Raw genomic sequence first — 12,254 nt, 5'->3', positions numbered from 1 at the left:
ACCGACGGTGCGGCGATACCGAATTCAGCCACGAGCCCACTCCAACCAGCGCTTGGTGACGGCCGACTCGTTCTTCAGCCACCAGTCGACATCCGTGTCGAAACCCTTGTCGTAGTACTTGGGCGCACCCGCCAGCGCGTTGCGCTCCTCCTCGGTGAGCTGCGTGTAAGCCACCGGGGACGACGGGTTCGACGGGAACGCCTTCGCCAGGGCGGCCTGGCTCTCCGCGCGCAGCGAGAAGTCCATCAGCTGGTAGGCGTTGTCCTCATTGGCGGCGCCCTTGGCGATGGCATAGCCCTGGAACTGCCGGCGCATGCCGTTGAGCTGCCGCTCCACCGGGACGCCCTGCTTCTGCAGATCGGCGATACGGCCGTCCCACACGGTGGACATCGTCACTTCCTGGCGGCTCAGCAGCACACCGGGCAGCGGGCCGCTGTCCCAGTACTTCTTGATGTCACCCCGCAGCCGGGTCAGCACCTTGAAGGCACGGTCCACATCCAGCGGGTACAGCTTGTCCATCGGTACGCCGTCGGCCAGCAGCGCGAACTCCAGCTCCGGCAGATCGCCGTCCGGGTTGCACATCGAACGGCCGCCCTTGAACACCTTGGTGTCCCAGAAGTCCGCCCACGACTCCGGCCTCTTGCCTCCGAACGCATCCGTCCGGTACGCCATACAGGCGCCGTAGAAGCTGCTGCCGACCGCATGGTCGGTGATCTGGGCCTCGGGGATCTTCGCGTTCTTCACGCTCTTGACCCGGTCGAGGTCCAGCTTCTCCAGCGCGTCCTGCTGGACGTACTTGGTGTGCGACATCATCGAGTTGTTGATCAGGTCGCACTGCGGGCGGCCCTGCTTGATCTGCGCCAGCAGCGGAGCGTCGTCCAGGTTCAGCACCTTCACCTGGATACCGGTCTCCTGCGTGAACGGCGTGTAGATCGCCTTCTGCAGAGCAGCGCCGTAGGAACCGCCACTGTCACGGACGACCACCGTCTTACCGCCCTTACCGCCACTGCCGGCGACGGACCGGCTGGTACCGGTACCGCAGCCGGAAAGGGCGGTCGCGGCGGCGACACCCGCAGTGACCCCGCCTATTCCTCGCAGGAACAGTCTGCGGTCTATCCGGGCATCTTTCATCGTGTGCCTCCTGGGTGGTGCTGGCCGTGGGAAGGGGAACGGCTGGGGACGTGGAAAGGGGGGTGGCTGGGAGGGGGCTAGGGGCGGGGATCCGCCTCGTCTGATCCGGTGCCCAGACCGGGGGGCCGGAGGGTGTCGGCCCGCGCGGCCGTGTCGGGGTCCCACGGGACGGCGAGGGCGGCGAGTTCGGCACCGGTGGCGACGGTGAGGCCGTGCATGCCGTAGAAGATCCGTCCGTCGGCCGGGGCGTGGACGGTGTGCTCGGTGCCGTCGACCGGGTCGACGATGCGGCCGAGGAGGTCGCCCTCGGCGACTTCGCCGATGACGTCGGCGTCGAAGGAGAACTCCGGGTACCACAGGCCGGTGACCTCGGCGGTGGCGCCGCCGGACCAGACCCACTCGCGGATCGGTGCCGGAGTGGAACCGTCCTGGTCGAGGACGCCCAGATGGCGAAGTGCCTTCAGGAGGCCGTCGACACGGCGGAGGCCGGTGGCCTCGTCCCGCCGGCCGAGCTCGCCCACCTCTACGAGGACCGCTGAGATGTTCCGGCGGGCGGCGGCAGCGTGGCTGTTGCCGCCCTCGGGCGTCAGCCCCAGGATGACGTCCTGGATGCCGAAGGAGCCTGCCAGTTCGGCCGTCGCCTTGTCCAGGTCCGGGTCACCGGTGAGGCGGTAGCCGACGAAGTCCCGCAGGACCTGGTCGATGCCGCCGCAGTGCAGGTCGATGTAGACGTCGGCGCCGTCGATCAGGTTCGCGAAGAGCCAGGCTGCCAGCCGTTCGGTGGGGCCGCCGGCCGGGTCGCCGGGGAAGACGCGGTTGAGGTTCACGCCGTCGACCGGGGAGACGTTGAGCCGGCCCTGGTACACGGCGGGAGGGTTGGCGACCGGACAGACGATCACCTGCCCGCTCACATCGCCGGGCTCCAGCAGGTCTGCCAGGCGCACGGCGGCTTCGACGGGCGTGAACTCGCCGCCGTGCACACCGGCGGTGATGACGACCCGGGGACCCGGGCGGGTTCCGTTGACCAGGGTCACCGGGATGTCCGTGGTGAGGGTGCCGAGATCGGCCTGGACGGTGGCGCGCGCCTTGGTGCCGGGCAGGGCCTGAAGGGAGCCGACGCGGAGGGGGGTGTCCTGCATGGTCATGCCTCCGTACGGCCGACGGTGGAGAGGAAGTCGATGGGCTGGGGCGAGGCACCGTCCAGCGCGAGGTCCGCGGCGATGTCGCCGAAGGCGGGCGAGAGTTTGAAGCCGTGGCCGGAGAATCCGGCGAGAAGGATGACGTTCTCGGCACCGGGCAGGGGGCCGACCAGCGGGCGGCTGCTCTCGGTGTAACCCTCCATGTAGACGGAGAGGCGGGTGGGGTCCGGGTGCAGGTCGGGCAGGTATCGCCCGATCAGCTCGGAGAAGATGTCCAGCTCGTCCGGGCGCACGGTGCGGTCCAGTTGGTTGGGGTCGTCGGCGAGGCGGTGCAGCGCACGGGACAGTCCGAGCTTGACCGAGATGCCGTCCGGGGAGGGCAGGCCGTAGCAGTGGGTGGGTGCCGTGCGGATGAACGCCGGGCGCTCCTCGCCGAACCAGGTGTCGGGGGCGGTGGGCACGTACCAGGCGCTGACGAGCCGGCGGACTTCCACCTCCCAGGGCAGGTCGGGCAGGAGGTCGTTGACCCAGGGACCGGGCGTGACGACGGCGGTGTCGAAGCGCTCGCTGCCGGAGTCGGTGCGGATCTCCACGCCGCCGGCGACAGGGACGATCTCGCGGACCGTGCTGTAGCGGTGGATCACGGCGCCCAGCTGCTCGGCGCGGCGCGCGGCGGTCTGGATCGTCAGCTCCGGGCGGATGAACCCGGCGCGGCGGTCGAGTACGGCCGCGTCGCCGTCCTCGATGCGGTACTGCGGGAAGCGCTTGGCCAGCGTCTCGGCGTCCAGTACCTCGTGGTCGAGGTCGTGCTCGGCGATGGACTCGAGGACGGTGGCCATCTGCTTTTCCTCGGTCGGCCCCATGAGCAGGCATCCGGTCAGGCGGCGCAGCTCGCGGCCGGTCTCCTGTTGGAGCTGTTCCCAAAGGGCGTCTGCGTGCTTGAGGAGCGGAACGTACCGGGAGTCCTCGAAGTGCGCGCTGCGGAAGATGCGGGACTCGCCGCCGCCGGCACTGCGGTCGTGGCCGGGTGCGTAGCGGTCGTATCCGACGACGTCGGCACCGCGGGCCGCCAGCCGCCAGGCGGCCTGGCTGCCCATCGTTCCGACGCCGATCACCGCGACGCGCTTCCTGGCAGCTGACACAGGACTTTCCTTTCGTATCGCCGAGGCGCATGCTGAGCCTTCGACGTGAGGCTGTTCGATTCGAGAGGGTTTGGGCGGGAGCCAGGTCCTCCTCGTGGACCTGCGGCTCGCAACCGCCGCTTCTCGCAGTCCGGCTCACTTCCGGGGGATCCCCCCGAGGCCGTGCCACTATGTGGAATGCTGTGCTAGAATCTGGCACAGAGAATGACAGCGGCCTCAGGGAGGCGTCAAGAGGGTGTCCAGCAGAATTTCTGAGGATCAACAGGGGGAAAACGGATGGAAATGAAGAGCGTCACCAGGTCCCTTCGGATCCTGGAGGCGGTCGCTCAGCATCAGCCCGTGACCGTGGGGGAGTTGACGAAGCTCTTCGGGCTACCCAAGTCCACCGTGCAGCGCACGTTGGTCACGTTGGCGGAGGCCGGCTGGCTTCGCGCCAGCCGCAAGGACACCACCCGCTGGGAGATCGGCGCCCGCGTCCTGGCCGTACGCCCCGCCGCACTGCAGGGATCGAGCCTGTTCGCCGCCGCCCGTGAACCCATGATCCGACTCCGCGACGCGCTGAACGAGACCATCCACCTGTCGGTGCCGGACGCCCTGCAGTGCATGGTCGTGGTGGACCGCGTCGACTGCGACCACGCAGTGCGGACCTTCCACACGATCGGCGATACCTCACCTCTGCACGCCACCGCCGTCGGGCGCGCCGTCCTCGCCCACCTTCCGAGGCAGGACGTCGAAGAGTTCGTCGCGGCGGGGCTTGAGCGTTTCAGCGACACGACCCCCGTCGAGCCCGACGAGCTGCGCGCCGAGCTGGACCGGATCCGCGCCGACGGCTACGCGGTCAATCGCAACCAGTACCGGCCGGGCGTCTGCGCCGTCGCCGCCGCCGTGCTCGACGAGGACGGCACCCCGCTGGCAGCCGTGGCAGCCTCCATGCCCGAGGCCCGGTACATGGATGAGCGAACGCCCAAGTGGGGCCACCTCGTCGCCGACACGGCCGCGGAGATCTCACGGCGCCGCCTGGGCGCCTGACCAGCAGACGACCCACAAGCCGTCGACCGAGGGCCGGCTCACACGCGTCAGCGTGCGAGCCGGCCCTCGGCCTTGTGTCACGGCAGCCATGCCCTGCGCTGGTCGGCCGCATCGTGTCCGGCCTACTGTCCGACCCCCCTTTGTTCCACATAGTGGCACGCTATGCTGTATTCTGGCATGAGTCGTGGCCGTAGAGCTCCGTACCGGAGCCAAGAGACGAGCACCGGGAATCCACGGGGCGGAGGGGGTATCGAATGGAGATGAAGAGCGTCACCAGATCGCTGCGCGTTCTGGAGGCAGTCGCCCGGCATCAACCCGTGACCGTCGGGGAGCTGACGAAGATCTTCGGGCTGCCCAAGTCAACCGTGCAGCGCACCCTGGTCACCCTCAACGAGGCGGGTTGGCTACGGGCGAACCGTGAGGACACCACCCGCTGGGAAGTCGGCGCCCGCGTCCTGGCCGTACGTCCCGCCGCACTGCAGGGATCGAGCCTGTTCGCCGCCGCCCGTGAACCCATGATCCGACTCCGCGACGCACTGAACGAGACCATCCACCTGTCGGTGCCGGACGCTCTGCAGGGCATGGTCGTCGTCGACCGCGTCGACTGCGACCAAGCCGTTCGCACGTTCCACGCCATCGGCGACACCTCACCCCTGCACGCCACCGCGGCCGGGCACGCCGTCCTGGCCCATCTGGCGAAGTCCGAGATAGAAGAGGTCGCCGCGGGGACGCTGGAGGGCTACGGCGAGGAGACCATCACCGACCCCGGACAACTGCGCGCGGAGCTCTGCCGTGTGAGAGAGCGTGGCTACGCCGTCAACCACAACCAGTACCTGCAGGGTGTCTGCGCGATCGCGGCTCCCGTGCTCGACGAGGACGGCACCCCACTGGCCGCAGTGGCCGTCTCCCTGCCCGACTCCCGCTTCGAGCCGGACGGCCTGCCCGAGCTGGGCCGCCTGGTTGCCGAGACGGCTACGGAGATCACCGCCCGGCATCTGGCCTGACGACGGTCCTGGCCCCGAGTCCTCCACGCCGGCTGACAGCACCGGCCCGGCTACGAGCGGATCACCGACATCGCCGACATATCCATGGAGCGGCCCATGTAGGTGGCCATCCGTACGCCGTGGCCGCAGCAACCCATGGAGTATCTGCGGGAAGAGCTCGGTCATCTCCCGCTTCAAAACGTCACCGCTCTGACGTCCGAGGCGGGGTCTGACCCTCCACGACGCCCACCGCCTCACGGACGGCGTCGTACAGTTCCCCGGGCCCGCGGCTGCCCGTAGCGCTTGCGCGCCTCGGCGGGGCTGATGGTGACGCCCTGGGTGCACATGCTGCCGTTGCGCCCGGAGGCGCCGGAGCCGGCCTCGTCCTTTTCCACGAGGACGACGTGGGCGCCCCTGCGTGTCGCATGGCAGGCAGTGAAGAGGCCGTTCAGGCCGCCGCCGATGACCACCAGGTCCGCCTGCTCGGGCAGGGGCTTGCCGGTCAGGTCGGGGAAGCAGGAGCTGAGTCGAGCCGGCAGGGAATCGTCCGGGTCCCGGCTTCAGCAGCCGAGCAGGGCAGGCAGGCCGGACAGGTCGGGGAGCTCGTCGTAGGGCTGGTAGTCGGCGCTGCCGCGGGCGCCGATGGAGCCGTTGTGGCCGTAGCGGTTGATCCACACGCGGCGAGCGAGGCCGAGGTCGCGGGTGGGGATGAGGTCGTACTCCCAGCCCTGGGCGACGTGTATGACCTGGGCGGGGTCGATGTCCATGGTCTGGAAGGCGTACTCGAAGGTCTGCCGGGACGGCTTGTACGCCTTGGCCTGCTGGGCGGTGACGACATGGTCGAACTCGACGCCGATGTTGACCAGGTTCTGGGCGATGAGATCGTCGTCCGTGTTGGAGATGATGGCGATCTCGTACCGGGACTTCAGCGCCTGCAGGGCGGCCGGGACCTCGGGGTGGGGGCCGAAGGTGGGCACGGCCGCGACCAGGGCCTCGCCGTCGGACTGCCGGTACTCCAGGCCGTGCAGACGCATCGCTGTCTCCAGGCTGGCGGGCAGCACCTCGCGGAAGGGGCGGTATGCCTCCAGGACGGCGTGGAACCGCATGATGCGGAAGTCGTCGAGAAACTCGTCGACGTTCAGACGGTCCAGGTCCAGCCGGTCGGCCAGGACCTTCAGGGTGGTGGGGCCGAGCTGAAAGTCGACCAGGGTGCCGTAGGCATCGAAGGTGACGATCTGACGCATGATATTCAACCTCTTTCTGGATATATAGGACATCCTGTTTACCGGGAGTCGCGATCTCGTCGAGTGCGGCCAGGCCGGCCGCATCGGAAGTTCAGGAGGCTGCCGAGGCGTTGGGGCGGCGACCTGTTCAGGAGGGATGGGGGCTGAGGGGGTGCCCGAGGGGCCGCCGCTGGAGGACGAGCCCCCGGACAGGCCCGGGGCGGCGAATGCTGATCAGGTGTCGGCGGCAGCATCATTACTGCTCCGATGCGGTGAGCCTCTCCGGCTCGAAGTGATGCGTCAGTGAAGCACTGTCGAGAATCCCGCAACAAGGGACGTCAGGCTGCGAGATCGACTGCGCATTTTGTGCCTGTGCACAATTCCTGTCAGGGAACCGTGCCGTTCTGCTCGAACCGAATGGTCTCTGAGAGGCACCGCGAGCAGCTCCGGACCGCGGCCGCTCGGCGGCGTGACCGGGCCGTCGGCCGTCGCCGGCGACCGGTGGATCAGGACGTCGTCGCCCGGAAGCGGGCGCCCGCGTCCGTCTCCAGCCAAGCCAGGGCCAGGACCAGCCGGGCGGCGTCGTTCGGTCGGGACAGCTTCAGCCCGGTCGCCTCTTCCGCAGCCTGCAGGCGATTGCCCACCGTGTTCCGGTGACGGTAGGTGCGTGCGGCCACCTCGGCGACCGAGCCCAGGTCGAAGTACCAGCGCAGGGTCTCGACGATGCTGTCGCGGTCGCGCAGCTCGAGCAGTGGGCGCAGCACGCCGGTGGCCATCGCACCGGTGAGCTCCTCCTGCGCCGACATGATCGCCCCGATCCAGTGGCCCTCCACATGCCGCACTCCGGGCTGTGCGGAGCTGCGGATCGCGGCGCGTGCGAACCGGATGCCCCGCGCCGTCAGCGCCAGCCCGGGGACTTCCGCGACGCCGCAGCGCCACGGGGCGAACGGCCGGAGCACGGCAAGCATGGCCTCTTCATCGCGCCGTCCGTGACCGATGATGCCGAGGAGCTCGTCACCCATCCATCCGAAGTGACGTACCAGGCCGCCCCGACGCAGCGCATCGTCGACCTGGGACACAGCCGGGTCCCCGGTGGGAACGGATTCGACCACGACCACGGTCAGGGCGACGTTCTCGGAGAAGCCCAGCAACGTGGAGGCCTCGGCGACGGTGGAGGGATCCTGCTCCCCTTCCAGGACCAGGCGGCTGAAGGCGCGGTTGCGCACCTCCGTACGACGGCTCGCCAGGTCGCGCTCGGTGCGGCGGTAGGCGTCGACGACCTCGACGCTGTTGGCGTCCGTCGCCTCCCAGACGCGGATCAGCCCGTCGAGGAAGTCGGGATCGGCGCTGATGCCACGTGCTCGCCCCTCTGCGAGCACGGCCTCCCACAGGGTCCTGAGATCCAGCTGGAAGGAGTGCATCAGAGCGGTCAGCGGGAACCCCTGCTCCGCTCGCTCGCGTCCCACGTCCTCGCTGGCGCGCGAGACCGCCCGGGGCAGGGGGCCGCCGGCCAGCCGGGTCAGGGCGAGTTCGAGGGTCCGTCGCATCCCCTCCCGTTTCTGGACCGGGTCCCAGTCCGCCGACGCGTAGGCCGGCTCCTCGGCTTCCAGTTGTTCGAGAGCGCGAGAGGTCAGTTCGTCGAGTCGTTCTTCCAGGAGCCGGCGTGCGATCGCCTGCACGGCGTCGTGGCGAGCCCCGCCCTGACGGCGTCCCGGGCCGCTCATGAGGACCGCCTCTCCCTACGACAGCTGTCACCTGATGGATTCGGGGCCGTCTTCGGGCGATGCCGCTGACATGCCGCCGGGGCTTGCTGACAGAGATTGTGCACAGGCACAAAATACGGGGTCGATGTCGCGGCCTCGCGTCCCTTGTTGCCGGATTCTCCGCGGTGTTTCACTGACGCACCACCTCGGGCTGGACTGGGCTCGTGACATGACCACGCACTTGGAGCAGCTATGGCACTTCCGTAAGCACCTGATCCCCGGTCCGTCCCCTTGAGCAGGCGCTGCTGAGGGGCGCCGCGTTCCTCGGGTCGGTGTCAGCGGTTCGCCAGGCAGAGCGGCATCGAGATCGCCCAGGACTCCCCCAGAGCCTACGCCGGGCTCAAGGCGAGGGTCGAGGACCGTGAGGACATCGACGGAGCCCGTCGAGGCGCTGGGCGGGTGCTCGCCTCCAACGTCACCCGGGACGCCGTGAGCGCCGCCGCGTGAGCTGTTGACCGGTCTTCCGATGAGCGCTCCGCCTTTACGGACGGCTGACGGACGGCCCGCGGCGGACCTGATCGCCTTGCACGCCCCCGGTGTTGACGCGCGTCCTGGCCCGGCCCCCTGCGGCCGTCTGAGTGGGGCATCGAGGGGACGTACCAGGCGGGAGAGCCAAGGTCCGACACGGGTGGCGGCGGACGACTGGCGACGACCTGAGCGTCGTGGCGCAGGCCCACGGTGAGTGATGAGCGACCTGACGACGAGAGAGAGAACGCACCGATGACCTCAGTGACCACCACCGGCCAGGACGGAACGACCGTCCCCGGTCACACCGGCCAATTGCCGGGCCCACTCCTCGATCACGTGCTGCGGCAGTCCTTCGGACTCGAGGGACATGTCCAGCACCCCCTGGGAGGGGAGGTCGACCAGAACGTCCGGATCACCGGCGATGACGGTATGCGCTACTTCGTACGGGTCACCCGCGCGGAGCCGGACTCGGCCGACGTTCTCTGGCAGAACTCGCTCCTCCAGCATCTGGCCTCCACCGTTCCCGACCTTCCGGTGCCACGGCTGGTCCCGACACGGGAGGGGACGTTCCTCGCCACCGTCGTCCACGAGGGCCGAACGCACGTGGTCCGCGTGATGAGCTGGGTCGAGGGCCGGGTCCTGGCGGAATTCGACGACCACCCGGCGGCGCTTCTGCGTCGGCTGGGAGAAGCCGCTGGGCGGCTGAGCCTCGGACTCTCCAGCGTGGAGCCACCGGTGGGCCTGGAACCGCACGACTGGGACATGCGCCGGGCCGCTGAGATCGTCGAGGCGTCGCTGCACGCTGTCCAGGACGCGGACCGGCGGGAGTGGGTGCGCACGATCATGGGCTGGTACGACGATCTCCTGCCGGCATGGGACCGGCTGCCGCGGAGCGTCGTACACCAGGATCTCAATGACGCCAATGTCCTGGCCGACGCCGACGAGGACGGGACGCTGCGGATCTCGGGCATCGTCGACGTGGGTGACTCGCTCTACGGTGTGCGCGCGGTGGAGGTGGCGATCGCGGCGGGCTACGCCATGCTCCGCAAGGCCGACCCGCTCGCTGCGGCGGCCGAAGTCGTGGCAGGCTTCCACTCGGTGCTCCCCCTCACGGCTGAGGAACTGGCGGCTGTCCATCCGTTGGCCGCCGCCCGGCTGTGCATGAACGCCGTGACGTGGACGCGCCGGGTCGCCGAGAGCGACACGCCGTACGGGCGGACCCGCATGCAACACACATGGCCCGCGATCGCGCAGGTGGCCGAAGTCTGCCCCGATGTCGCCGAGGCGACGTTCCGGGTCGCGTGCGGGCTCCCCCCGACGCGGGAGCAGCGGAATTTGGAAGAGGTCTTGGCAGAGGCGGCCCGAGACGGTGCCCCGCGCGCACAGGCCCCACGGCTGCTCGACCTGCGACCGGCAAGTGACCTCTACGACGAAGTCGACTGGCACGACGCGAGGACGGTGCGCGCGAGCATCGACGACGTCCTCGACGGACGACGGCGACGGGGTTACGTGCCCCACCTCAGCGCATCGCTGCTCCTGGGGGGCCGCCGCCGCCCGGGAGCCGACGAGCCCGCGACGGTTCAGGTCGGCGGCTCGCTGATCGTGGCCGACGCCGAGGAGGTCTCCAGCCCGCTGCCCGGCGTCGTCGAGGCCCGCGGCGGCGCCGGGATGCCGTTGGTACTGCGACATGCGGTCGAAGGGCAGGAGTTCTGGACGTGCTGGTGGGGACTCGACGACACGCCGCCCGTTGGGGAGACGGTCCCGGCCGGTGCCCCGTTGGGACGCGCCGGCGCGAGCGAGGAGACGGACCCGCTCGGGTCCTGCGTCCAGGTACAGGTCCACCGCACCGCGCGGATGGCCACGTGGCCGCCCCCTCGTGTCGTGCCGCCTTCCGCACGGCAGGTCTGGAGCCACCTGTCACCCGACCCGGCCCGGCTCCTGGGGTTCACCGAGTCCTCCTCCGCGGCCCCGACCATTGACGACGTCGTCTCAGTGCGCCGTCGCCACATCGCTCGCTCCCAGCGCAACTACTACCGCACCCCGATGAACCTTGTGCGTGGGCGGGACGTGTGGTTCCACGACGAGGACGGCCTGGCCTATCTGGACTCGCTGAACAACGTCACCCACGTCGGCCATGCCGAGCCACGCGTGACGGCCGCCGCCACCCGACAGATGCGCAAGCTCAACACCAACAGCCGTTTCGTCTACCCGCAGATCGCCAGTTACGTGCAGAAGCTGGTAGCCACCCTGCCCGACCCGCTCGAGGTCGTCTTCCTCGTGTGCACCGGCAGCGAGGCAAACGACCTGGCGCTGCGGATCGCCCGCCAGGTGACAGGTCGTCAGCACATCGTCAACATCGACGGCGCGTACCACGGAAACACCGGCGTGGTGACCGGGATCAGCCCGAACCGTTACAAGGGGCCCGGCGGCGCCGGCGCACCCGCGACCACCCACGAGGTCGTCATCCCGGACCGCTACCGCAGCACCTACGGGTACGACGACGCGGACGCCGGAGTCAGATACGCGCGCGACGCCGCGGCCGTCATCGAGCGGATCACGGCCGACGGCCGATCCCCGGCCGCCTTCATCGCCGAGTCCCTGATGGGATCGGGTGGGAACATCGTGTTCCCCGACGGCTACCTCGATGGCGTGTTCACCGCTGCCAGGCGGGCGGGCGCCCTGTGCATCTCCGACGAGGTCCAGGTCGGCGTCGGACGACTCGGGCCCTGGTGGGGGTTCGAGCTCCAGGGGGTGGTGCCGGACATCGTCACGATGGGCAAGCCGCTCGGGAACGGGCATCCTCTCGCGGCGGTGGTCACGACTCGCGAGATCGCCGACGCGTTCGACACCGGCATGAAGTACTTCAACACCTTCGGCGGCAACCCGGTCTCCTGCGCGATCGGTGAGGCCGTGCTGGACATCGTCGAGCAGGATGGGCTGAGGGAGAACGCCGTGAGCGTGGGCGGGTACTTCGCCCAGTCGCTGCGCGAGCTCCAGCAGCGCCAACCGCTCATCGGTGACGTGCGGGCGGAAGGGCTCTACCTCGGCGTCGAACTGGTCCGCAACCGCACCACCAAGATGCCGGCCACGGAGCAGGCCTTCATGGTCACCGAACTCATGAAGGAGCGAGGCGTCATCGTCTTCCCCAATGGCGTGTACGACAACGTACTGAAGATCAAACCGCCCATGACCTTCCGCCGCGAGCACGTGGATCTCTACGTCGACGTGCTGGACGAGGTCCTGTCCCTGCCCGAGCTGCGCTCGGCCGTTCAGTCCTGAGAAGTGCCGTGCGGGCCGGCTTCTCCGGCCAGGGCTTCAAGGTCTCGCCCGCCATGCCGTGGAGTGGCGAGCCCGCTCATCGTGGAGCACGCGACGG

General features: G+C 69.3%; 9 protein-coding genes. 3 read left to right on the top strand and 6 right to left on the bottom strand.

Translation table 11 applies throughout. The features are described 5' to 3' along the window. Positions 1 to 24: 24 nt before the first annotated feature. The 3 genes from ABTX60_RS27010 to solA form a co-directional block, all read right to left on the bottom strand. The gene (locus ABTX60_RS27010) at positions 25 to 1,131 is read right to left on the bottom strand and encodes an ABC transporter substrate-binding protein (protein WP_352099595.1); all 1,107 of its coding nucleotides are present in this window, start codon (positions 1,129 to 1,131) and stop codon (positions 25 to 27) included. A 77-nt stretch (positions 1,132 to 1,208) separates the two neighbouring features. Then, positions 1,209 to 2,270, bottom strand: a complete 1,062-nt coding sequence (locus ABTX60_RS27005) for a succinylglutamate desuccinylase/aspartoacylase family protein (protein ID WP_352099594.1) — start codon at positions 2,268 to 2,270, stop codon at positions 1,209 to 1,211. Positions 2,271 to 2,272: 2 nt separating this feature from the next. After that, positions 2,273 to 3,412, bottom strand: a complete 1,140-nt coding sequence (gene solA, locus ABTX60_RS27000; protein ID WP_352099593.1) for an N-methyl-L-tryptophan oxidase — start codon at positions 3,410 to 3,412, stop codon at positions 2,273 to 2,275. Positions 3,413 to 3,694: 282 nt separating this feature from the next. On the opposite strand from solA, the gene ABTX60_RS26995 reads away from it, so the two are divergent. Then, the gene (locus ABTX60_RS26995) at positions 3,695 to 4,441 is read left to right on the top strand and encodes an IclR family transcriptional regulator (RefSeq protein WP_352099606.1); all 747 of its coding nucleotides are present in this window, start codon (positions 3,695 to 3,697) and stop codon (positions 4,439 to 4,441) included. A gap of 260 nt (positions 4,442 to 4,701) precedes the next feature. Continuing rightward, positions 4,702 to 5,445 (top strand): IclR family transcriptional regulator, encoded by a 744-nt coding sequence (locus tag ABTX60_RS26990; protein WP_352099605.1) that lies wholly within the window; start codon positions 4,702 to 4,704, stop codon positions 5,443 to 5,445. 233 nt (positions 5,446 to 5,678) lie between these two features. On the opposite strand, the gene ABTX60_RS26985 is transcribed toward ABTX60_RS26990, so the two are convergent. The 3 genes from ABTX60_RS26985 to ABTX60_RS26975 form a co-directional block, all read right to left on the bottom strand. Next, positions 5,679 to 5,894, bottom strand: a complete 216-nt coding sequence (locus tag ABTX60_RS26985; protein ID WP_352099592.1) for an FAD-dependent oxidoreductase — start codon at positions 5,892 to 5,894, stop codon at positions 5,679 to 5,681. A gap of 90 nt (positions 5,895 to 5,984) precedes the next feature. Then, positions 5,985 to 6,668 (bottom strand): haloacid dehalogenase type II, encoded by a 684-nt coding sequence (locus ABTX60_RS26980; RefSeq protein WP_352099591.1) that lies wholly within the window; start codon positions 6,666 to 6,668, stop codon positions 5,985 to 5,987. Positions 6,669 to 7,153: 485 nt separating this feature from the next. Then, positions 7,154 to 8,371: a PucR family transcriptional regulator gene (locus ABTX60_RS26975; RefSeq protein WP_352099590.1), complete on the bottom strand. Its 1,218-nt coding sequence runs from the start codon at positions 8,369 to 8,371 to the stop codon at positions 7,154 to 7,156. 759 nt (positions 8,372 to 9,130) lie between these two features. Between ABTX60_RS26975 and ABTX60_RS26970 the strand changes: the two genes are divergently transcribed. Continuing rightward, positions 9,131 to 12,157: an aminotransferase class III-fold pyridoxal phosphate-dependent enzyme gene (locus ABTX60_RS26970; RefSeq protein WP_352099589.1), complete on the top strand. Its 3,027-nt coding sequence runs from the start codon at positions 9,131 to 9,133 to the stop codon at positions 12,155 to 12,157. Positions 12,158 to 12,254 lie beyond the last annotated feature (97 nt).

It is taken from the genome of Streptomyces sp. NPDC126510 (genome assembly GCF_040302345.1).
Lineage (GTDB): Bacteria > Actinomycetota > Actinomycetes > Streptomycetales > Streptomycetaceae > Streptomyces.
This window is presented reverse-complemented; position numbering and strand designations above follow the sequence as displayed.

Bases quoted from the DNA above. Each gene is read 5' to 3' on its own strand.
- ABTX60_RS27010 (WP_352099595.1), bottom strand. From the start codon at position 1,131: ATGAAAGATGCCCGGATAGACCGCAGACTGTTCCTGCGAGGAATAGGC.
- ABTX60_RS27005 (WP_352099594.1), bottom strand. From the start codon at position 2,270: ATGCAGGACACCCCCCTCCGCGTCGGCTCCCTTCAGGCCCTGCCCGGC.
- ABTX60_RS26995 (WP_352099606.1), top strand. From the start codon at position 3,695: ATGAAGAGCGTCACCAGGTCCCTTCGGATCCTGGAGGCGGTCGCTCAG.
- ABTX60_RS26990 (WP_352099605.1), top strand. From the start codon at position 4,702: ATGAAGAGCGTCACCAGATCGCTGCGCGTTCTGGAGGCAGTCGCCCGG.
- ABTX60_RS26980 (WP_352099591.1), bottom strand. From the start codon at position 6,668: ATGCGTCAGATCGTCACCTTCGATGCCTACGGCACCCTGGTCGACTTT.
- ABTX60_RS26975 (WP_352099590.1), bottom strand. From the start codon at position 8,371: ATGAGCGGCCCGGGACGCCGTCAGGGCGGGGCTCGCCACGACGCCGTG.
- ABTX60_RS26970 (WP_352099589.1), top strand. From the start codon at position 9,131: ATGACCTCAGTGACCACCACCGGCCAGGACGGAACGACCGTCCCCGGT.